The 20,394-nt window shown below is 70.2% G+C and carries 18 protein-coding genes and 2 pseudogenes; 13 read left to right on the forward strand and 7 right to left on the reverse strand.

The window, feature by feature from the left end:
- Both ACYQ0U_RS21360 and ACYQ0U_RS21365 read right to left on the reverse strand, forming a co-directional pair.
- Nucleotides 1-572: pseudogene (locus tag ACYQ0U_RS21360) on the reverse strand (transposase); the annotation flags it as partial.
- A 162-nt stretch (nucleotides 573-734) separates the two neighbouring features.
- Nucleotides 735-2,114, reverse strand: a complete 1,380-nt coding sequence (locus ACYQ0U_RS21365; RefSeq protein WP_459975911.1) for an IS1380 family transposase — start codon at nucleotides 2,112-2,114, stop codon at nucleotides 735-737.
- A 257-nt stretch (nucleotides 2,115-2,371) separates the two neighbouring features.
- Here ACYQ0U_RS21365 and ACYQ0U_RS21370 point away from each other — a divergent pair.
- From ACYQ0U_RS21370 to ACYQ0U_RS21390, 5 genes and pseudogenes are all read left to right on the forward strand, one after another.
- A pseudogene (locus ACYQ0U_RS21370) lies at nucleotides 2,372-2,428 on the forward strand (hypothetical protein); the annotation flags it as partial.
- 34 nt (nucleotides 2,429-2,462) lie between these two features.
- Nucleotides 2,463-3,329, forward strand: a complete 867-nt coding sequence (locus ACYQ0U_RS21375) for a transposase (RefSeq protein ID WP_459975912.1) — start codon at nucleotides 2,463-2,465, stop codon at nucleotides 3,327-3,329.
- Between the two features lie 587 nt (nucleotides 3,330-3,916).
- Nucleotides 3,917-4,177 (forward strand): CoA-transferase, encoded by a 261-nt coding sequence (locus ACYQ0U_RS21380; protein WP_459975913.1) that lies wholly within the window; start codon nucleotides 3,917-3,919, stop codon nucleotides 4,175-4,177.
- Nucleotides 4,178-4,203: 26 nt separating this feature from the next.
- Nucleotides 4,204-4,515, forward strand: coding sequence for a CoA transferase subunit A (locus ACYQ0U_RS21385; RefSeq protein ID WP_459975914.1), 312 nt, complete (start codon nucleotides 4,204-4,206; stop codon nucleotides 4,513-4,515).
- 55 nt (nucleotides 4,516-4,570) lie between these two features.
- Nucleotides 4,571-5,218, forward strand: coding sequence for a 3-oxoacid CoA-transferase subunit B (locus ACYQ0U_RS21390; RefSeq protein ID WP_459975915.1), 648 nt, complete (start codon nucleotides 4,571-4,573; stop codon nucleotides 5,216-5,218).
- 10 nt (nucleotides 5,219-5,228) lie between these two features.
- On the opposite strand, the gene ACYQ0U_RS21395 is transcribed toward ACYQ0U_RS21390, so the two are convergent.
- Together ACYQ0U_RS21395 and ACYQ0U_RS21400 are read right to left on the reverse strand one after the other, a co-directional pair.
- Nucleotides 5,229-6,416, reverse strand: coding sequence for an FAD binding domain-containing protein (locus ACYQ0U_RS21395; protein WP_459975916.1), 1,188 nt, complete (start codon nucleotides 6,414-6,416; stop codon nucleotides 5,229-5,231).
- Nucleotides 6,409-6,885, reverse strand: coding sequence for a cupin domain-containing protein (locus tag ACYQ0U_RS21400; RefSeq protein ID WP_459975917.1), 477 nt, complete (start codon nucleotides 6,883-6,885; stop codon nucleotides 6,409-6,411). Before ACYQ0U_RS21400 ends, ACYQ0U_RS21395 begins: the two co-directional genes overlap by 8 nt.
- A gap of 89 nt (nucleotides 6,886-6,974) precedes the next feature.
- Between ACYQ0U_RS21400 and ACYQ0U_RS21405 the strand changes: the two genes are divergently transcribed.
- Nucleotides 6,975-8,735 carry a helix-turn-helix domain-containing protein gene (locus tag ACYQ0U_RS21405; protein WP_459975918.1) on the forward strand — a complete coding sequence of 587 codons (1,761 nt, stop codon included), beginning with the start codon at nucleotides 6,975-6,977 and terminating at the stop codon, nucleotides 8,733-8,735.
- Here the strand turns inward: ACYQ0U_RS21405 and ACYQ0U_RS21410 are convergent.
- The 3 genes from ACYQ0U_RS21410 to ACYQ0U_RS21420 all read right to left on the reverse strand — a co-directional run bounded on the left by ACYQ0U_RS21410 (nucleotide 8,711) and on the right by ACYQ0U_RS21420 (nucleotide 12,564).
- Complete coding sequence (locus ACYQ0U_RS21410) at nucleotides 8,711-9,928, reverse strand: MFS transporter (RefSeq protein ID WP_459975919.1); 1,218 nt, start codon at nucleotides 9,926-9,928, stop codon at nucleotides 8,711-8,713. The two genes, ACYQ0U_RS21405 and ACYQ0U_RS21410, sit on opposite strands and share 25 nt — an antisense overlap.
- Before the next feature lie 65 nt (nucleotides 9,929-9,993).
- Nucleotides 9,994-11,301 (reverse strand): PucR family transcriptional regulator, encoded by a 1,308-nt coding sequence (locus ACYQ0U_RS21415; protein WP_459975920.1) that lies wholly within the window; start codon nucleotides 11,299-11,301, stop codon nucleotides 9,994-9,996.
- 273 nt (nucleotides 11,302-11,574) lie between these two features.
- Entirely contained in the window at nucleotides 11,575-12,564 is a 990-nt protein-coding gene (locus ACYQ0U_RS21420; RefSeq protein WP_459975921.1) for a LacI family DNA-binding transcriptional regulator, read from the reverse strand.
- A 448-nt stretch (nucleotides 12,565-13,012) separates the two neighbouring features.
- Between ACYQ0U_RS21420 and ACYQ0U_RS21425 the strand changes: the two genes are divergently transcribed.
- The 7 genes from ACYQ0U_RS21425 (at nucleotide 13,013) to ACYQ0U_RS21455 (ending at nucleotide 20,372) form a co-directional block, all read left to right on the forward strand.
- Nucleotides 13,013-14,083, forward strand: coding sequence for an ABC transporter substrate-binding protein (locus ACYQ0U_RS21425; RefSeq protein WP_459975922.1), 1,071 nt, complete (start codon nucleotides 13,013-13,015; stop codon nucleotides 14,081-14,083).
- A gap of 27 nt (nucleotides 14,084-14,110) precedes the next feature.
- Nucleotides 14,111-14,974, forward strand: a complete 864-nt coding sequence (locus tag ACYQ0U_RS21430; protein WP_459975923.1) for an ABC transporter permease — start codon at nucleotides 14,111-14,113, stop codon at nucleotides 14,972-14,974.
- A gap of 5 nt (nucleotides 14,975-14,979) precedes the next feature.
- Nucleotides 14,980-15,798 carry an ABC transporter permease gene (locus tag ACYQ0U_RS21435; protein ID WP_459975928.1) on the forward strand — a complete coding sequence of 273 codons (819 nt, stop codon included), beginning with the start codon at nucleotides 14,980-14,982 and terminating at the stop codon, nucleotides 15,796-15,798.
- Nucleotides 15,799-15,851: 53 nt separating this feature from the next.
- A complete protein-coding gene (locus ACYQ0U_RS21440; protein WP_459975924.1) occupies nucleotides 15,852-16,616 on the forward strand; it encodes an ABC transporter ATP-binding protein in 765 nt (254 codons plus the stop codon).
- 27 nt (nucleotides 16,617-16,643) lie between these two features.
- On the forward strand, nucleotides 16,644-17,954 hold the full coding sequence (gene hisD / locus ACYQ0U_RS21445; protein ID WP_459975925.1) for a histidinol dehydrogenase: 1,311 nt from the start codon (nucleotides 16,644-16,646) through the stop codon (nucleotides 17,952-17,954).
- 31 nt (nucleotides 17,955-17,985) lie between these two features.
- Entirely contained in the window at nucleotides 17,986-18,993 is a 1,008-nt protein-coding gene (locus tag ACYQ0U_RS21450; RefSeq protein ID WP_459975926.1) for an amidohydrolase family protein, read from the forward strand.
- A gap of 1,007 nt (nucleotides 18,994-20,000) precedes the next feature.
- Nucleotides 20,001-20,372, forward strand: a complete 372-nt coding sequence (locus tag ACYQ0U_RS21455) for a VOC family protein (RefSeq protein ID WP_459975927.1) — start codon at nucleotides 20,001-20,003, stop codon at nucleotides 20,370-20,372.
- Nucleotides 20,373-20,394: the final 22 nt, after the last annotated feature.

Genomic DNA, 20,394 nt, shown 5'->3' on the forward strand with positions numbered 1-20,394 from the left:
AGGTCGATGATCACGGTGACGTACTTGTCGCCGCGCCGAGTGTGTCTCCAGACGTGCTCGTCGACGCCGATCGCGGTGACGCCGTCGAACCTGTTGGTGTCATCGATCAGGACCCGCTTGCCTTCGGCCAGGACCGCGTCGTTGGCGGTGTTCCAGGCGACCCCGAGGCCTTCAGCGACGCGGGCGACGGTCAGGTGCTGGACCACGATCGCCTCCAGCGCCCAACGCAGCCCGCGGCGCGACAGCTTCGCCCGCGGCTCTGCCGCGGCCGTGGTGTCTTAGCGCCACACATGCCCGCAGCCGGTGCAGCGGTAGCGACGCACGACGACCTCCAGCATCGTCGGGCGCCAGCCGAGCGGTTCGTGCGCCAACCGCCGCACCACGGTGTCGCGGGGGCCTCCTTGGCAGCCGCAACGACGACACCACTGATCCGGCTCGACGACCCGGCAGGCGATCACCGCGCGGTCGGGTTCGACGCGCTGCCCGGTGGCTTCAAGACCGAGCTCGTCGAGTCGGCAGAACGTGGTCAGGTCGGGGCAGGCGAAGCCCACGGTCGGGGTAGCGTCGTGCACGTCGAGGTCTTTCGGATGGACGGCGTAGGAACCTCCATCGTCGGGAGACCTCGACCCCTATCCAGCCACCGACGCGCCAGCAACTGCAGCGACGTGCGCTACACCCTCAACTGTGAAGAGCCGGTTTTCCGGGGTCCTGGTCGTGGGGGCTGGGCGGGGTGTTCAGGTGGTGGCGGTGATGCGGCGGTGGCCGCCGAGGACGAGGTCGGCCCAGGGCCATCGCTGTGAGAGTCGCAGGATCCGGCGTCGTCCGGTGGTGATGATCCGACCGGCCACGGCGAGGAGCCGCAGGCGGAGGCGTTTGGGTTCCCAGACCCGGGCGGGCTGGTCGTGCCAGGCCAGGAGCTGGGTCCAGACCAGGAGCTCGGCGGCGAGCTGGGCGAGCTCGAGCCAGAGCTGGTTCTTGTCGAATGCCTGGAGCGGCAGGTTGGTCGCGCCGGTGTCCTTCAGCGCACGGATTCGGTCCTCGGCGCGGGCCCGGAGCCGGTGGCGGACCTCGAGGTCGGCCAACCGCCCGCCGGGGGTGTTGGTGGCGAATACGGTGATCCGCCATCCCTCGTGGTCGGTGATCCGCAGCTGGGCTCCCGGGTGGGGACGCTCGCGGCGGGCGATCACCCGCATCCCGGGCGGCCAGCCCTTGAACGTGGCCGGCAGCCACCGGGTCAGCTCGGCGACCTGGGCACCCTCCCGGGGCCGCCCGTCGGCATCGAGCGCTTTCCGCCACGCCTGCTTCGGGAGCACCGCGAGCGCGTCGAGGACCGGCTGACGGCCGTAGACCCCGACCGAGTACTCCAGGCCCAGCCGGTGGACATGCCAGACGAAGGCCTGGACCCCCGAGCCGGTGTCGCCCCGCACCAGCACCCGGGAGCGGGCCGGTTCGGGCAGTTGCGCGAGGGCGGCGTCGAGCACCGCGATCTGGTCGGCGGCGTCGTTGGCGTTGGCCTTCCCCGGACGCAGCAGCGCGGCCAGCGGCTCGCCGGACCCGCCGGCACCGTGGTCGACGAAGGCGAGCATCGGGTGGAACCCGAACCCGCGCTTGAAGTTCGGGGTCGCGTGCTCCTTTTCGGAGTGCGCACCGATCAGGGTGGCATCCAGATCGACCACGACCCGCCCGCCATCGGGCCCGTCGGCAGCATCCTCGGCGAACGGTGAGCGGTGTGACCACACCCGCGCCCGGGCGTGTGCCCGAGCGGCACGGATCGCCGCGATCGCCTCAGCGGGCTGCTGGGCCAGGGCCTCGACCAGGCGGCTGACCGTCGGGTCGGAGGCCACCGGACCGAACAGCTCCGGCTGGGCACGGACCACGCCGACGTCGGCCAGGCAGTCGCCACCCAAGGCGATCGCGACCGCCAGGTCCAGCACCGTCTTGCCCGGATCGTGCACCGAGCGGGGCGTGCGCCACGGCGCCAACCCCTCCGAGAGGGCCCTCGCCAGCCCGCTGACGCGGGCCGTCGCCAGCAGCATCGCCGCGCCCGCCGAGGAGATCAGCGACTCGCCACCAGACTCGACACGGACACCAGAACCAGCCGGGATAACCTTCACCTACGGAGTGCCTTTCCGCTCGGCTTCCTTGGACCTTCGACAAGCCCAAGAATCCCTTGCAGGACAGGCACTCCCGTGCGTTACGCGCCATACTCAGCCACGACCACGCGAAAGACCGAGGCTAGAAGATTCAGACTGCGCGGGCACGAACCCGTCGCCACGTCTGGTCCCAGATCCCCGACGGCCTGCCGGCCAGCCGGGTCGCCGGCACCAGGCTCGACGATGAGCTGATCGTGCTCGATGTCGACGCCACGATCGTGGTTAGCCACAGCGAGAAGGAGAACGCGGCCGCCACGTTCAAGCGGACCTTCGGGTTCCACCCGCTCGGGGTGTGGTGCGACAACACCAGTGAGTTCCTCGCCGCGAAGCTGCGCGCCGGGAACGCCGGGTCGAACACCGCCGCCGACCACCGCCGCCGACCACATCGAGGTCCTCACCGACGCGATCGCCCAGATCCCCGCTGCCCACCGCAAGAAGCTGCTCATCAGGTCCGACGGCGCGGGCGCCTCCCACAAGCTCCTGGACTGGATCGCCGACCGGAACAAGGTCCGCGGCCGCAGCGTCGACTACTCCGTGGGGTTCGCGATCACCGAGTCGTTGCGCGAGGCGATCGACCTGGTCCCGAAGAAGGTCTGGACGCCGGCGCTCGATGCCGACGGCGAGGTCCGTGAGGGCGGCGATGTCGCCGAACTGACCGGCCTCATCGACACCGCCGTGCTGGCCAAGTGGCCCCCGGGGATGCGGGTCATCGTCCGCCGCGAACGCCCACATCCCGGTGCGCAGCTCTCGCTGTTCGAGGAACGTGACGGTTGGCGCTACCAAGCCTTCGTGACCAACACAAAGGTCAGCCAGCTGGCATTCCTCGAAGCTCGGCACCGTGCCCACGCCCGCGTCGAGGACCGCATCCGGCACGCCAAGGACTCCGGCCTGGGACGGTTCCCCTCGCGGGAGTTCGCCATCAACCAGACCTGGCTGATGCTCACCCAGCTCGCCGCCGACCTGACCGCCTGGACCCGGCTGCTCGCCCTGACCGGCGACGCGAAGGTGCTCGCGTCGTCTGAGCCGAAGGCACTTCGCTACCGTTTCCTCCACGTCCCCGCGCGGCTCACCCACAGCGCCCGTCGCCGGCGCCTCCGGATTCCTGAGTCCTGGCCCTGGGCGGCCGCGATCGTCGCGGTGTTCGCGAACATCGCCGCGATCCCGCAACCCGCCTGACCACCGTCCGCCCACAACCCTCACCACCCGGAAAACCGCAGCCCGGCAGCGCCAGCCGGCCCAGCGTCGTACCCACCGACCGCCACCGACCCACCTCACACGGCGATGCCGTCGCCGACAACGACATGAAAGACCGGGGCTAACGATGGGCCAGCTCCTCGGACGATTGTCGCGCGCGGGAGTGCCGACCTTCTCCGAGGAGGCGCGGAGGCACGAGTTTGGGTGATCGCAGCTCGCCACTGATTCGCACACCGGTCCACCCGTCGAGCGAGAAGTGCAGAAGCTAGCTGTAGCTCCTTTTGGTCCGCTTTCGCATTTCGACGCAAGCCGTGTTTGTTCGCTTCAAGATCATCCCCAGCGTCATCAGCAGGTGTACGACCAAGCCTGTCCCAACCGACGACAGCGGGATGGTCACCAAAGAGGACGCAGAGTCATAGGCACCAGCCGCGCTGAGAAACACCACCGCCAGGATGCCGCTCGAGATGGCGTAGGCCGTGTTGATTCGCAACTCGTCGATGAGCTGAAGAACCCAACTGCCTTGCAGAAGCTCCTCCTTGCTAGCTAGCGGAGAGACCAAGGCTGAACTGATGCTGCGGATGGTCGGTGGACCACCTCGCTGGACGATCCTGCTCGCGCTCGGACTGGCCATCATCGCGCCGTTCTACCTCGGAGCGTTCTGGCTGCAGCGCTATTACCTCTCCGGCGAGCTCACCCCGCAGGGGAACCTCGCCGAGCGGATGCGTGCCGGAGGGTGCGGCATCCCGGCCTTCTTCACCGCGACCGGTGTCGGCACCCAGGTGGCCGAGGGCGGGCTGCCTGGCGGTACGACGCCGGCGCCACGGCGGTGAAGGCGTCCCCACCCAAGCAGACGCAGGTGTTCGCGACCGCCGAGGGGGAGCGTGAGTTCGTCCTCGAGGAGGCGATCGCCGCCGACTTCGGGCTGGTCCGGGCGTGGAAGGGCGACCGCCACGGCAACCTCGTCTTCCGCCGGACCGCGCGCAACTTCAACCCGCTGGCCGCGATGTGCGGACGGGTCACGATCGCCGAGGTGGAGAACCTCGTCGAACCCGGGGAGATCGACCCCGACGAGATCCACACCCCGGGCGTCTTCGTGCACCGGGTGGTGGCGCTGACCCTGGAGCAGGCGGCGGACAAGCGGATCGAGAAGCGCACCACCGCCCCCTGACCGAACGACCCGAACGACCCGAACGACCCGGACACACGACGACGGTGGAGGACCGATGAGCTGGACCTGTGACGGGATGGCGGCGCGCGCCGCGGCGGAGCTCGAGGACGGCATGTACGTCAACCTCGAGATCGGACTCCCGACCCGCGTGCCGGGCTTCGTCGGGGACGACGTGGAGCTCGCGCTGCACAGCGAGAACGGGATCCTCGGCGTCGGGGGGTACCCGACAGACGACGAGGTGGACCCGGACCTGAACAACGCCGGCAAGGAGACTGTGACCGTCCGTCGGGGGTCCAGCTTCTTCGACTCGGCCACGAGCTTCGGGATGATCCGCGGCGGCAAGGTCGATGTGGCGATCCTGGGCGCGACGCAGGTCTCGGAGCGTGGTGACCTCGCCAACTGGATGATCCCCGGCAAGATGGTCAAGGGGATGGGTGGCGCGATGGACCTGGTGCACGGCGCCAAGCGGGTGCTCGTCCTGATGGAGCACGTCGCGCGCGACGGCTCGGCCAAGATCGTCCGCGAGTGCTCGCTCCCGCTCACCGGCATGGGCGTGGTCGAGCGGATCATCACCGACCTGGCGGTCATCGACGTGACGCCGGACGGCCTCCGTCTGGTGGAGGTCGCGCCCGGAGTCACGCCGGAGCAGGTGCAGGAGAGCACGGAGCCGCCGCTCGAGCTCGGCGTGGCCGCCGGCCGCTGACCAGCAGAGGTCAGCGGTCCGGGCCGTAGAGGCCGAAGTGCAGGGCCGGGTCGGCCGGGTCCCAGGTGTTGGTGAACTGGGACCGGGCACCCATCTGCGAGACGCGGCTGATCAGGTCGTTGCCCAGGGTCAGCCGGTCGGGCTCCCATGCCGCGAGCGCCGAGGGGATGTCCGACTCGGCGGCGAGCGCCTCCGCGAGGCTCCAGGCGTCCGCTGCGGCCTTCGCCGTGCCGGCAGCTGCGTGCGGCCGCGCCGCGAAGGCAGCGTCACCGATCAGCGCCATCCGCCCGAACGCCATGTTGCGCACGGCGATGTCCAGGACCACCTGGATGTAGGGCTGCTCGGTGCGCTTCACGAGCTCGCCGGCCGCCGGCGGGAGGAGCTCGGAGGCCTCGGCGCGCATCTGGTCGACGTACCGCTGCTGCACCTGGCCGGGGTGGACCGACACGGGCGCGGTGAAGCCGCGCAGGTCGGTGACCATCTCGTCGAGCGCCGGCCCCTCGGGCACGTTGCGGTACCAGACGTAGTTGAGCTGGCGGTCGCCTCGGGCCAGCCCGCCGTCGACGGCCGGGATGGCGTACATGCAGATGTGCGAGTTGTCGATGACGGAGTACGCCGTGGCGCCGTCGATGAGGTCGGCGGTCTCGACCGACACCTCCCGCTCGAGGACCGTGCCGCGCCAGCCGATGTAGCCGGCGTACCGCGGCTGCACGCGGGGCTGCAGCCGACGACGCCCGACCGACGAGATCCCGTCGGCGAAGACCACGAGCTCGGCCCGCTCGGCCCGGCCGCTGAGGAACCGCACCTCGGCCTCGTCGTCGTCCTGGCTGACCCCCACGGCGAACTCGCCGAGATGGTAGTTCTCGGTGCCGAAGTCGTCGAGGAGGACGCGGTACATCCTGGTCCAGGAGCTGAACCGCCACGCGGCAGGCTCCTCGTGCACGACCGCGTTGCCGGGGCCGATGTAGCGCGTGCACCACGAGCCGATGCTGACGTCCTCGACGCTGAAGTCGTGCGGGCGCTCCTCGATCCAGCGCACGGTGTCGGGCTGGAGGACGATCCCGCCGCCTCGACCGACGAGGTAGCTCGGGGTCCGCTCGAAGACGCTGACGTCGAACCCCTGCTCGCGCAGGAGCAGGGCGGCGGTCAGCCCGGCGAAGGAGCCGCCGACGACGAGGGCGCGGCCGCGCTCAGTCATGGTCGTACCTCTCACCCTCGAGCACGGGGCCGTGCGGGTGGTTCTCCAGGTTGACGACGATGGCGTCCTGGGTGGTGCGCGCGACGATCATCTTCACCGGCTCGGTGTCGCTGGCGTTCTCCTCCCAGTGAACGACGTGCGGCTTGATGAAGACGAAGTCGCCCGGGTGCGCCTCGCGCACCTCGTCCAGCCGGTCGCCCACCCACCAGCGGCCGATGCCGCTCAGCACGTAGAGCCCGGTCTCCGACTGGCCGTGGTGGTGCACGCCGGTCTTGCTCCCCGGCGGAAGCACGGACAGCCCCATCCACAGGTCCTGCGAGCCGAGCCGGCGCGCAGAGATCGCCTCGAACCGCTTCAGCCCGGAGGTCTGGGGCGTGTCGTCGGACAGGTCGTTGCCCCGGACGATGTGGACGTCGGGCTCGCCGGCGGCCCCGCTCGGCCGGGCCTCTTCTGGGTCACGGTCGCTCATGGTGCCAACTGTTGCGGCCCGCGACGGCACATCCCATGTGTCCGGCCACAGGGGTGGCGCAAAGTGTGGTGGCGTGGCACAGTCCCCGCATGAAGAGCTCCGGGGTCGGCAAGCTACGGCCATGGCTTGAGGCGATCGCCGCCATCGCCACTGCCCTGAACCGCCCGGTCTCGCTGCCCGAGGTGCTCGACCTCGTCGCGGAGACCGCGGCCCGCCTCCTGCGATACGACTTCTGTGCCGTCCTGCTCCTCGACGAGGAGGGCCGCTCCCTGCAGATCACCGGCGCCCACGGTCTCTCGCCCGACTACATCCGCCAGATCAACGCCGAGCGACCGGTCATGCTCACCGTGGACGACGAGCTGCAGGCGCCGTCGAGCAAGGCGTTCCTCACCCAGCAGTCGGTGCAGGTCGCCGACACCTTCGCGGACGAGACCTTCCTTCCGTGGGGAGGGGTGGCGCGCGAGCAGGGGTACCACTCGATGATCTCCGTCCCGGTCGCCGCCTCGGGGGTGTTCGTCGGAACCCTCAACTGCTACACCCGTGTCCCGCACGAGTTCGGCGACGACGAGCAGGAGCTGCTCACCCTCCTGGCGGACCAGGCCGGCGTCGCCATCGAGACCGCCCGGCTGCGCGACCGGGAGGCCGCCACCATCAAGGACCTGGTCGCGGCGAACACGACGCTCGCGGAGCAGCACGAGCTGCTGCGTCGCGGGGAGGAGGTCCACAGCCAGCTCACCCAGGTGGCGTTGCGCGGTGGGGGCGTTACCGGGGTCGCGGCCTCGCTCGCCGACCTCCTCGGTACGTCGGTGGTGGTGACGGAGGAGCCGTCCGGGGCCGAGCTGGCCCGTGCGCAGCGTGGCCAGGACCCGCTGCAGCCCCGTGACACGGAGGCGTTCTCCACGCCGGTGGTCCTCGGCCAGGACGTCGTCGCGCGGATCTGGCTCACGCGGCAGCTCGAACCGCTGCCTCCCCTCGACGTACGCGCGCTCGAGCAGGCGGCCACTGTCTGTGCGCTGGAGGTCCTCAGGGCGCGCACCGCCCTCGAGGTGGAGTGGCGGATGTCCGGGGAGATCGTCAGCGACCTGCTCACGGGCAACCCGACGGGGCTGGTCACCGCTGCCGAGCGCGCGACGAGGCTCGGCATCGACCTGACCTCGCCACACGCGGTCGTCGTCCTGCACGGCGGCGCGCAGCGCGCCGCCTCGGCCCGTGTCCTCTCGGTGGTACGGTCCCACGCGACCCGCGCCCAGCCGCCGGCGCTGTTCGGCACCGTCGGCGAGGACGTCGTGCTGCTCTGGCCGGGCACCGACCACGACCGCACCCTCGAGCGGGCAACCGAGCTGCAGCGGCAGGTCGACCGCCTCGACCTCCGAGGGGTGGTCAACCTGGCGGTGTCCCCCCTCTGCGTGTCGCTCGGCGAGTACCCGGCGGCGTACCGCCGGGCCCGGGGAGCCGCCTCGGTCGCTCGCCAGCGGGGGCAGGCCGACACGGTCGCCAGCTTCGGCTCCCTCGGGGTGCATGGGCTCCTGCTGCAGATGGAGGACGTCACGGAGCTCCGCCGCTTCGCGGCCGAGGTCCTCGCGCCGGTCCGGGCCCACGACTCCGCCCGGGGGACCGCGCTGGAGCAGACGCTGCGGACCTACCTCGCCCACGACCTCAACACCGCCGCGACGGCGGAAGCGCTCTTCGTGCACCCCAACACCGTCGGGCTGCGGATCCGGAAGGCCGAGCAGCTGCTGAACTGCTCGACGACCGACGTGCGGTCCCTGTCGGAGCTCCAGGTGGCGCTCAGCGCCGACGAGGTGGCCGACGCCTTGGGGACGGCTCAGCGTGGTACGCCGGTGGGGTGAACCCGCGGCGCGCGAGGGAGCGCGACCAGCGGGAGGAGCCACAGGCACGCGACTGTGAGCAACGTCGCGGAGGCGTGGTCGTGGTCGACCGCCCACCCCACCACGGGGGTCGCGGCGACGACCAGCCCGAACGCGACGGTGTTCATCGCCCCGACCGCCGCAGCGGGCCGCTGCGGCTGGCGGACCTGGGCGGCCTGGAGGACGCTGGCGAACGGCAACCCGCTGCACATCCCGAGGGTGGCCACCGCGAGGACGGCAACCGCGGGCGTGGTCCTCTGCGCGAGGGCAAGCGTGGCGACCGCGCAGGCCAGGAGCGCGCCGATCCAGACCGTCCTGGTGCGGGCCGGCCGCACCGCCGTCAGGTGGCCGCCCAGCGGGCGGCTCAGGACGGAGAGCCCGAGGACGCCGGAGCCGATCACGGCGGCCGCCGACGGGCCGAAGGACCAGATGTCCATGAGGAGCGTGGTCGCCCACGAGGAAAGGATGAGCCCGAGCCCCAGCGTCACGCCGTGAACCATGGCGAGCCGGAAGAGCTGCCCGTCGCGCAGCAGCGCCGGGGGGGCAGTGCCGGCGGCCGCCGGGTCCGGGGCCGTCTCCTCCGCCGTGCTCCCGTCGACATCCGCCGGTTGGGTGGCACCCGACGCCCCGCGGGGCCGCTCCGTCGGCAGCCTGAGGGCGAGCACCAGCGCGACCGCGGTCACGGCGAGCGTGGTGGCCCACGGGGCGCGCCAACCGAGGAGGTGCTCGGCGAAGGGGACGGTGAGCACCGCCGCGCCCGAGGCCGCGAGGGCCACGCCCCCGAAGACCCCCATGGCCCGTGAGCCCCGGCCGCTGCTGCGGGCGAGCTCCGCGCCGGAGACGAAGCAGACCGCGTAGCCGGCTCCGGAGAGGATCCGTGCGGTCAGCGCCAGCCACGGCACCGGCGCGACGAGGGCCGCGGCGTGGGCGAGCACCACGAGCGAGAGCCCCACTCCGGCCGCCCTACGGACCCCCAGCCGGTCGACGAGGACGCCCCCGGGGAGCTGGAGCGCGGCGTACGGCGCTGCGAGGGCCGAGGTGAGCAGCCCGACCCACATCAGGTCGGTGGAGTACGCCTCCGCGAGCGGGCCGGCCCCGGCTCCGGGAGCGGTGATCGCCCACCCGGCCGAGCCGCCCAGCAGGCAGGCGACCAGCAGCCGCACCCCCGGGCTCACCGACCGGGCCGCTGCCTGACCTTCGGACGTCGGCGCACGTCGGGCCGACGGCAGGCCTGAGCCGCTCACCCCTCGCCCTGGGCGAGCAGCCGCGCGATCCGCAGCGCCACCTGGAGCTCGGTCCGTCGCTCGGTCAGCGGACGACCCAGTATCTCGGCCGCCTTCTGCAGCCGGTTCCGCACGGTGTGCTCGTGCAGGTGGAGGTGCTCGGCGGTGACGACGTGCGCGCCGTGGCGGTGCGACGCCTCGACGGTCTCCCGCAGCCGCGCCGCCACCGGGTCGTCCGCGCCCAGCGGGCCGAGCTCGGCCCGGACGAATGCGCGGGCCTTGTCGGGGTCGGCCATCAGCAGGATCTCGAGGCTGACGTCGCCGAAGGTGAGCAGCCGGGGGCCGGAGCCCACGCCCCAGGCCGCACGGATCCGCTGGATGTCCTGCACCTGACGCCATGCCTCACGGAGCCCGGCCAGGCCGACGAGCGGCTCGCTGACCGAGGCCACCACGTCGCTCCCGCGGAGCGAGTCGAGGACCCGCTCCACGGCACCGGGACGCCAGCCCGGCGTGCGGGGCTGCGCCAGCCAGACGACGGTGCTGGTCAGCTCCATCGGGTGCACCAGCGTGTCCCGCGTGTGGCAGGCGTCTCGGAGCCGGGGGAGCAGCTGGCGGGTGACGTTCTGGGAGAGGTCGGGCAGCAGCACCGCCACGTGCGCGGCGTCGAGCGGGTAGTCGAGCAGCACGAGGTCGGACGGCGCGAGGGGCGGGGCGTCCTCGCGGAGCAGGTGGCGCACTAGCCCGTTGCGCACGTGCTCCCGGGAGCGGCTCATCGCGTCGTCGGCGCGGGCGAAGGTGTCCGCGACCTGTGAGGCCACGTGGTCCTGGTAGCCGAGCAGCAGCGTGGTCATGTCACGGAGCGCCTGGAGGCTTTCGTCCCGCGGCACGTCTTCGCGCTCCGCCCGTGAGGCGAGGGCGTCGGCCCACGCCTGCCACATGGTCATGAAGCCGACGCGGTAGCTGCGTTGGAGCGCGGTCTGAGGCAGCCGCAGCCGGGCCTGCAGCGCCGCGAGCGCGAACGGCTCGTTGAGTACGACCTGCTCGGTCTCCGCGCGGCCGCCGAGGACCAGGCGGAGGTGGTGGAGGTTCTCGTCCACGCTCGCCCGGAGCCGCTGTACGAACTCGGTGTTGTCGCGCAGTTCGTCGAAGGCCGCAGCGAGGTCGGCCTCCAGGACGCGCTCGCCGAGCGCGGCCAGGTCCACGTCGAGGCAGGCTTCGCGGGCCCAGAGCGGGAGCGGCCGCGACCTTTCGTCCGTGGGCAGCGCCGGGACCAGCTCCGGGACCAGGGCGAGCGGGGTCGAGCGGTCGAGCGGGGCGGAGGTCATGAGGACAACGGTCTCGCCGATGCGACCCCCGGGCCGATGTGTGAAGCACCACACTGAAGGGTCAAGAATGGGCGGCCACACATGGTCGGGCCTCTCGCGGCGGAGCAAGGCTGTGACGCGCTGCACTCGCGACGGTGACCCCGCCCGACGCAGCCCGAGCAGTCCGTCCCACCGATTCCAGTCCGATCATCCGAGGAGGCCGTCGTGCCGGAAGTGACCTCAGGCCAGGTGCCTGGTGCGTCGCCGGCCGCCTTGCGGTCAGCCCCGGGGCGGTCAGCGCGGGGGCCGTTGCGTGGTGGAGCGGCTCACCAGGCTGGTCGCGAAGAGCCGCTCGCGCCCCGCGCCGATCTCGCCGTCGTACTCGACACGCTCGACGAGCAGCCGCGCGGCCTCTCGGGCCATGTTGGCGAGAGGCTGGCGCACGGTGCTCAGCTGGAAGACCTCCCAGGAGGCCATCGGGACGTCGTCGAACCCCATGATCGAGACCTCGCCCGGCACGTCCAGCCCCAGGGACTTCGCGGCGTCGATCGCACCGAAGGCGATGACGTCGTTGCCGCACAGCAGCGCGGTGGGCGGCTCGGGCGCCCCGAGCAGCCGCAGGGCGTGCTGGTAGCCGGACTGGTGGGAGAAGGGGCCCTCGAGGACCAGCCGCTGGTCGAGCTCCGCCCCGTGGTCCTGGAAGGCCTCGAGGATCCCGGCGTGCCGGTCCCGGCTCGTCGACGTGTTGGCCGGTCCGCGGATCACGCCGATACGGCGGTGTCCGAGGTCGAGCAGGTGTCGCGCGGCGAGGCCGCCGCCTCGGTGGTTGTCGGCGACGACCCGGTCCACGTCCAGCCCGTCGACGTACCGGTTGAGCAGCACGAGCGGGATCTCGCGCTCGCCGAGGGCCTCGGTCAGCCGGGAGTCGAGCGTCGCGGTGGTGGCCAGGACGCCGTCGATCGAGCGGTCGAGGAGGTTGTGGAGAGCCTGCTGGCCGGTGGGGATGTCGGTCCGCTCGGCGAACAGCGTCACGCCGTACCCCATGATCCGCAGCTCGTCGTGGACCGGCGTCACCAGTGTCGGGAAGAACGGGTTGGTGAGGTCGGAGACCACGACCCCGACGGTCCCCGTGCGGGGCGGGGGAGCGGGGGCCACCCAGGACGGGCGGTACCCCAGGCGCTCTGCGGTCTCGGTGATGACCCGGCGCGTCTCCTCCCGCACCCGGGGGTCGCCGCGGAGCGCCCGCGAGACCGTGGACTGGGAGACGCCCACCGCCTCGGCCACCGTCGTGCTCGTCGCCGCGCGTCGAGCGCGCGACCGGGTGCCCCCCTTCGGCCCCGCCCTTCCATCGGTCAGGCTCACCGGCCGTCTCCCGTTCGTCCAGGCATCCGGCCCCGCTCAGGATTCGCCTGGATGCATAACTTATGTATCGGAACGCTAGGTCCTGACGGGCGGAGTGTCAACGGCTCCGCTCACCCTGTCTTCTGCTCAATCTCGCGGTTCCTGCCCGAAAAAGGGCTCTCGCGACACAGCTCCAGCTGCCCGGGGACCCTGGGTGCGAGGAGCGTCGCATGCCGAGCTTCTGTGCATGAATTCCACAGAATGCTTGACTCTGCACTCGCTCACCCGGCAGTGTCTGGCGTCACATTCACCCTGTGTGCCGACCCTGCCGAACCCACTCCGCACAAGCACGGGGATCCCCGTAGCCAAGAACGACTCTGAGAGGCGTGCCATGACTGCACCAACCAACTCATCCAACCGCCGGCGCCTGGTGGCAGCCGCGGGCGTCCTCGCGCTTCTGACGTCGGGCTGTGGCAACAGGCCGGGCGCGGCCGCCGACGGCGACGGCGAGGCCAAGGACGCGAACGGCGTCGTCAACATGGTGATGGCGCCCGACCCCGTCTGGAAGTGGCTCGAGGCCGAGGGCATCAAGCAGGAGATGGAGGAGGAGGCGGGGATCCAGATCCTCACCTCGTCGTCGTGGGACGAGTTCGGTGTGTACGCCGGCGGCCACGCCGACGTCGTCTCCGCCGCGTCGTACGAGGTCCCGGACCTGGAGGAGCAGACCGGCGAGGAAGCGACCATCTTCGGGAAGTTCAACTCCGACCGCAGCATCCTGGCGGTGGGCGCGGACAGCGACGCCAAGGACATCTGCGACCTCAAGGGCAAGAAGATCGTGACGCACAGCGCCGTCTCGATCACGATCATGTGGGGCGTCTACGCCCGTGAGTTCTGCGACCTCGACCTCCGCGCCGGCGGTGGCGACTACGAGCTCGTCGTCACCGACCCCCAGAACGCCGCCTCGCTGATCGAGCGTGGTGACGCCGACGCCGGGCTGCTGCTCCCCGACTTCTCGATCAAGCAGCTGTCCAGCGGCGCCGTCAAGCCGCTCTACGACGCCAAGTCGGTCTCGCAGATCTACGCCGAGAACTTCTCCAGCGACCCGGAGAACGTCACCCACCCGCAGAACAACGTCTTCGTGGCCCGCAGGGCCTGGGTGGAGAAGAACCCCGAGGAGGCGCAGTTCCTTATCGACGTGTGGGACCGCGGCGTGCAGGAGTGGGCCGAGCACCGTGACGAGATCGTCGAGGCATACCCCGAGGACTTCGCCGCCGAGACGCTCCAGGAGAAGCAGTTCATCAAGGACTGGATCTCGAACAACTACGACTGGTTCGTCGACACGACGTACATGGACGAGGCCTGGGTGGAGAGCGAGACCGAGCTCTTCGACCTGATGAAGGAGACCGGCTACATCGACGAGGAGATCGAGGCGCCGCACTTCACGATCTTCGAGAAGTCCTGACCTGTCGCACCCGATCGAGGAGAGACGATGACCGATCAGATGGCGGTGGGCGCGGCGGCACCGGCCGCGCCCACCGGGCCGGCAGGCGACCGTGAAGCGGACGCGCGCCGGACAGCAAGGTTCCGGCGCTGGCGGCGCAACGCGCTGCTCGCGCTCGGCTGGGTGGCGATCTACCTGGTGTGGGAACTCGGGTCGTGGTGGTTCGGCTCGCGGCTCCTGCCCCGCCCGCACGAGGTGTTCCAGTCCGCGGTCGAGATCGTGGAGAGCGGCAACTTCGTCACCGACTTCAGCGCGAGCGTCCTGAAGACCTTCGCCGGCTTCGGTGTGGCGGCGGCGGTCGGCGCCCCTGTGGGTTACCTCATGGGGCGTTACAACTACTGGCGGGCCTTCTTCCACGACGGTGTGACGATCGCCGGCACGATCCCCGCCATCGTGTACGCCGTGATGTCGCTGATCGTCTTCGGCCTCTCGAACTTCGGGCCGATCCTGGCGGTCGCGCTGGTCTCGGCGCCGTACGTCGCGCTCAACGTGGCTGAAGGCATCCGCGGGGTCGACAGGCAGCTCATCACCATGAGCGAGGCGTTCGGCCGCACCCCGGCACAGATCCGGCGCCAGGTGCTGATCCCGACCATCGTGCCGTTCGTGTTCGCCGCGATCCGGATGTGCTTCGCGGTGGCATGGAAGGTCGAGGCGCTCACCGAGGTGTTCGGTGGCCGCAACGGTGTCGGTTTCCAGATCCGCACCGAGTACCAGCTCTACAACATCAGCGCCGTGCTCGCCTGGACGATGTTGTTCATCGCGTTCATGCTCGTCATCGAGCGGTTGGTCCTGGCCAAGGCCGAGGCCCGCCTCCTCGCGTGGCGCCCGGAGGAAAGAGGGGCCGCGCTGTGACCACCATGTCGCAGGGCGCCGTCACGAGGCGGCGCTCCACCACAGAGATCCGGCAGAACACGCCGGAGTGGCAGAAGAAACTCACGTCGAACACTGCTGCCCGGTTGATGAGCCTGTTGACGTTCGTCCTCATCTGGGTCGTGATGGCGTGGCTGTTCAGCCGCGTGCCCGGACCGGTCGAGGTGTTCGAGCGGCTGGTCGAGGAGTTCGCGCGCGGAGAGGTGTTCGGCAACTTCGGCTCCACCCTCTACCGCTTCTTCGTCGGCGTCGCGCTGGCCACCGTCGTGGGCATCGCAGCCGGCGTCCTGATGGGACTCTCGCAGCTGTGCCGGGCCTTCCTCGAGAGCCCGGTCCTGGTGGGGCTGTCCATCCCTGCCATCATCTGGTCGTTCCTCACTGTGATGTGGTTTGGGTTCGGCGACATGAGCCCGATCATCACCACCTTCCTGACCGCCGTGCCGTTCGTTGTCATCAACGTGGCGCAGGGCGTGCGAGGGGTCTCGCGTGACCTCCGGGACATGTCGGCGACGTACAACGTCCCGTTCGCGCGCCGGATCCGGCACCTCGTCCTTCCGGCGGTCACCGGGTACGTAGCCGCCGGCGTGCGGTTCGCCATCATCATGGGCTGGAACGGCGTCCTGCTCGCCGAGTGGTTCGGTGGTGGCGGCGGCGTCGGCTACCGGGCCCGCTTCTGGTACGACGCCAACCGGTACGGCGGGTTCGCCGCCTGGGTGGTGCTGTTCGTCGGCTTCATCGTGCTGCTCGACCGGTTCGTCCTGGACCGTGCGATCCAGCGCTCCTTCCGCTGGCGGGACAACCGATGAGCGCCCCCCGCCCCCCACTCCATCTCGTCCGCTCGCGTCCCTAGGGAGCTCCCATGGCTGTCCTGACCGTCCAGAACCTGTCCAAGACCTTCAACCTCGGCACCGCCCGCGAGAGCCGGGTCCTCGACGACATCTCGTTCGAGGTCAGTGGCCAGACCTTCGTGTCGATCGTCGGCCCGTCCGGCTGCGGCAAGAGCACGCTGCTCAACATCATCTCGGGGGTGGAGGAGCACACCTCGGGCGACATCAGCCTGACCAGTGACGCCGGTGGCCCGGCGCGCATGGGCTACGTGTTCCAGGACCCGCGGCTGCTGCCGTGGCGCAGCGTCATGCAGAACATGATGTACGTCCAGGACGACCAGTCCGAGGCCACGGTCAACCGTGCGAAGGAGTACCTCGACATGGTCGGGCTGTCGACGAACGCCGACTTCTTCCCCGGCCAGCTCTCCGGCGGCATGCAGCAGCGTGTCGGCATCGCCCGTGCGTTCGCCGTCGAGCCCGACCTCCTGCTGATGGACGAGCCGTTCAGCCACCTCGACGCGATCACCGCCCGTGGGCTGCGCGAGCAGCTGCAGGACATCTGGGCGCGGTCGAAGAAGACGGTGGTCTTCGTGACCCACGACGTGGTCGAGGCGGTCGAGCTGTCCGACCGGATCATCGTGCTGCAGCCCGGTGGGCTCATCTACGAGGACATCACGATCGACCTGCCCCGCCCGCGTCGTCAGACCGACAAGAAGGTGGCCACCCTCCAGGCCGAGGTGCTCGCGCGCCTCGAGAAGCTCAAGGAGATGAGCCGCGCGACCGAGCCGGTCGGCTGACCCATTCCTTCCAGCGCAGGAGCACCCGTGAGCACCCAGCTGAAGTCCCCCTCAGGCACGATCCCGGCCGGCCAGGCCCGGGACGAGGTCTCTGACGTCGTCCGTGACGTTATCGACGACATCCGCACCAACGGCGACCTCGCCGTCCGCCGCTACTCCGAGAAGTTCGACAACTGGTCGCCCGAGTCGTTCCGGCTCGGTCCCGAGCAGATCGATGAGCTCATCGCCTCGGTGCCGGCCCAGGTCATCGAGGACATCAAGACCGTGCAGGCCAACGTGCGTGAGTTCGCGCAGCGGCAGCGCGACTCCATGCTCGACGTCGAAGTCGAGACGCAGCCCGGGGTGTTCCTCGGGCACCGTCACCTGCCGATCGTAGCCTCGGGCGCCTACGTCCCCGGTGGTCGCTACCCGCTGACGGCGTCGGCGCACATGACGGTGGTGACCGCCAAGGTCGCCGGCGTGGAGCGGGTGACCACGTGCACGCCGCCGCTGCGCGGAGAGATCCCGCCGGCGACGGTGGCCGCGATGCACCTGGCCGGGGCGGACGAGATCTTTGTCCTCGGCGGTGTCCAGGCGGTCGCGGCGATGGCGGTCGGCACCGAGTCGATCGGCCGGGTCGACCTCATTGCCGGTCCGGGCAACGCGTACGTCGCAGAGGCGAAGCGCCAGCTCTTCGGTGAGGTCGGGATCGACCTGTTCGCCGGCCCCACCGAGATCCTGGTGGTAGCCGACGACAGCGCCGACCCGTACATCGTGGCGACGGACCTGCTGAGCCAGGCCGAGCACGGCCCCGACTCGCCGGCCGTCCTCATCACCACCTCGGAGCGGGTGGCACGGGAGGCGATGGCCCACGTCGAGGCGATCCTTCCCGGCATGCCGACCAACGACATGGCCGGCCCGGCGTGGCGTGACCACGGCGAGGTCCATGTCGTCGAGGACCTCGACGCGGCGTACGCCCTGGCCGACACGTTCGCCAGCGAGCACGTGCAGATCCTCACCCGCAAGCCTCGTGAGGCGCTGGAGAAGATGCGCCACTACGGGGCTCTCTTCCTCGGCGAGGGCACCTGCGTGTCGTACGGCGACAAGGTGATCGGGACTAACCACGTGCTGCCCACCCGCGGGGCGGCCCGCTACACCGGCGGGCTGTGGGTCGGGAAGTACCTGCGCACCGTCACCTACCAGGAGGTCACCGACCAGACGGCCAGCGCCCGGCTGGGCGAGCTGTGCGGTCGTGCCTCGCGTGTCGAGCTCTTCGAGGGCCACGCCCGCTCCGGCGACGTACGGGCAGCGAAGTACGCCGGCGCCGAGCTGCCCTGGGCTCCGACCTCCGCCAACTGACTCTGCTCATCAACGAACAAGAAAGGCATTCATGGCCACGGGAACGCCCCGCATCATCGACATCCACGCCCACGTCATCCTGCCCGACTGCATGCCCAAGGTCGAAGGGCTGATGGCGCCGGAGATGGAGCCGTTCAGCTACTTCGGGGGCGACGAGACCAACGCCTACCAGGTCGAGCACGTCAAGGCGATCATGCCGCAGGCGACCGACCCGGCGACCCGGATCGCCGACATGGACAAGATGGGCATCGACGTCCAGGCGATCTCGGTCGCGCCGGCCGGCTACTTCTACTGGGCCGACCCTGGGCTCGGTCGCGAGCTGGCGCAGATGCAGAACGAGAATCTCGCCAAGATCGTCGCGGACCACCCCGACCGGTTCGTCGGGCTGGCGACCGTGCCGATGCAGGACGTGCGGGCGGCGGTCGAGGAGCTCGAACGGTGCGTGAAGGACTACGACTTCCGCGGCGTCGAGATCAACACCAACGTGATGGGGATGGACCTCGACGACCGTCGGTTCCGGCCCTTCTTCGCCAAGGCCGAGGAGCTCGACGTCCCCGTCCTGCTGCACCCGAACGGGTTCACCGGGGGCGAGCGGTTCCGGAAGTACTACCTGACCAACGTGATCGGCAACCCGCTCGACACCACCGTCGCGCTCACCCGGATCATCCACGGCGGCGTCCTGGAGGCGCACCCGAACCTCAAGCTGCTCGCGGTGCACGGTGGCGGCTACCTGCCGTTCTACTCCTCACGGATGGACCACGCCTACGAGGAGCGTCCCGAGGGCCGTCACCACATCACCCGACCGCCGAGCACCTACCTGAAACAGATCTACTTCGACTGCCTGGTGTTCGACGCTGCGCACCTGGAGTTTCTCGTGCAGCAGATGGGCGCCGACCACGTCGTCGTGGGCACCGACTACCCGTTCGACATGGGGCACTACGACCCGCTCGGCCAGATCGAGTCGACCTCTCTCAGCGAGGACGTGCGCGAGAGCATCCGCAGCCGTACGGCGGCGAAGCTGCTCAAGCTCGACAGCTGAGCCGATCCTCGAAGGGCCCTCCCGGCATCCCGCTCCCCGCGGAAGCCGCGAGGGCCTTTCGCCGGGATGGGCCCGTAGTCCCGGCGGCCGGGTCAGCGCTCGAGACGCGTCGATCCGACCTTCCCCCACTTGTGTCGCGCGTTCCGTCTAGCGTTGCCGGCATGTCGCAACTTCGGCCCGACGGGTCGCCCGGTTCGAGTGCGAGCACACCTGCGTGGTTGTGGGCCGTGCCGATGTTCTCCTGCTGTGTCCTCGGCTTCGTCCCGCCCCTCGTGATCGCCACGAAGCTCAGGACGCGGAATGCCGCGATGTGGGCAGCGGGGTTCACTCGCGCGTTCTCATCGGTTTCTCGTTGGTCGGCTTGCAGCCGGATGACGCCGACAACTTCTGGTCCAGGCTCGGTCCGGTGATCGTCCTGGCCACGGGAATCGGCGGGGCGTGCTACGGCATGGTCGTGGGCTCGAAGCTCGACTGGTCCGGGAGCAGACCGCCCGTCCATGCAGCCGGGGCGGTGCCCCACGTCGATCTCAACGAGGGAGCGATCGCGGGGGTGCTCGCGGCCCGGCGGAGGTGAGGGGAGGCGGGGGCCGTGGCACGGCGCGACCACAGCTGGCTCGCGACCTCCGGATCGGCCGTCCCGACCTGCCGCGGCACTACGACGATGGCGGGCTTGTCGACGTGAACAGTGCGCCGGCAGAGGCCATCGTGAAATGGCTGGGACTCACTGAGGCGCAGGCAGCCCACGTCGTTGCGGTCCGGCAGCAGCCTGGACAGGTTCGAGCGGGCGGACGACCTGCTGAACATGGTCGGCCTGGAGCCCGCCCTCTATGACCACGTGAGTGACCGCATCATCGTCCTGTGATCCTTCAGGTGCCGTTGGCCGGCCTGGCACTGTGCACCGACGTTCCCCGCCCGAAGAGCCACGGAGGTGTCACATGGCCGTGTCGTACCAGCTGGTGATCGACTGCACGTCACCCGAACCGCTCGCCCGGTTCTAGGCCGAGGCGTTGGGCTACGTCATCGCACCTCCGCCGCCCGGCTTCGAGACGTGGGACGACTGGTACCGCTCCGTCGGTGTGCCCGTGGACAAGCTCGGTCTGGGCGCAGACCGGATCGAGGACCCGAACGGGGAGGGGCCACGCATCTGGTTCCAGGTCGTGCCCGAGAGGAAGGCAGTCAAGAACCGCATCCACATCGACCTGAACGCGAGCAGGGGGCGCAGTTCGTCCTTCACTGCCCGGCGCGAGCTGGTCGAGGCCGAGGCGGAGAGGCTCGTGTCCCTCGGTGCCTCGCGGCTGCGCACGCTGGCAGAGGAGGAGACGGTCCACTACGCGGTGGCGTTGGTCGATCCCGAGGGGAACGAGTTCGACATCAACTAGGAGACTGCTGAACAAGGGGCGC

The sequence above is a fragment of the Nocardioides pyridinolyticus genome (genome assembly GCF_054653575.1).

Excerpts from the sequence above, each read along its gene's own strand:
- ACYQ0U_RS21400 (WP_459975917.1), bottom strand. The coding sequence starts at position 6,885 with ATGAGCGACCGTGACCCAGAAGAGGCCCGGCCGAGCGGGGCCGCCGGC.
- ACYQ0U_RS21425 (WP_459975922.1), top strand. The coding sequence starts at position 13,013 with ATGACTGCACCAACCAACTCATCCAACCGCCGGCGCCTGGTGGCAGCC.
- ACYQ0U_RS21405 (WP_459975918.1), top strand. The coding sequence starts at position 6,975 with ATGAAGAGCTCCGGGGTCGGCAAGCTACGGCCATGGCTTGAGGCGATC.
- ACYQ0U_RS21440 (WP_459975924.1), top strand. The coding sequence starts at position 15,852 with ATGGCTGTCCTGACCGTCCAGAACCTGTCCAAGACCTTCAACCTCGGC.
- ACYQ0U_RS21430 (WP_459975923.1), top strand. The coding sequence starts at position 14,111 with ATGACCGATCAGATGGCGGTGGGCGCGGCGGCACCGGCCGCGCCCACC.
- ACYQ0U_RS21395 (WP_459975916.1), bottom strand. The coding sequence starts at position 6,416 with ATGACTGAGCGCGGCCGCGCCCTCGTCGTCGGCGGCTCCTTCGCCGGG.
- ACYQ0U_RS21415 (WP_459975920.1), bottom strand. The coding sequence starts at position 11,301 with ATGACCTCCGCCCCGCTCGACCGCTCGACCCCGCTCGCCCTGGTCCCG.
- ACYQ0U_RS21435 (WP_459975928.1), top strand. The coding sequence starts at position 14,980 with ATGTCGCAGGGCGCCGTCACGAGGCGGCGCTCCACCACAGAGATCCGG.
- ACYQ0U_RS21390 (WP_459975915.1), top strand. The coding sequence starts at position 4,571 with ATGAGCTGGACCTGTGACGGGATGGCGGCGCGCGCCGCGGCGGAGCTC.
- ACYQ0U_RS21380 (WP_459975913.1), top strand. The coding sequence starts at position 3,917 with ATGCTGCGGATGGTCGGTGGACCACCTCGCTGGACGATCCTGCTCGCG.
- ACYQ0U_RS21450 (WP_459975926.1), top strand. The coding sequence starts at position 17,986 with ATGGCCACGGGAACGCCCCGCATCATCGACATCCACGCCCACGTCATC.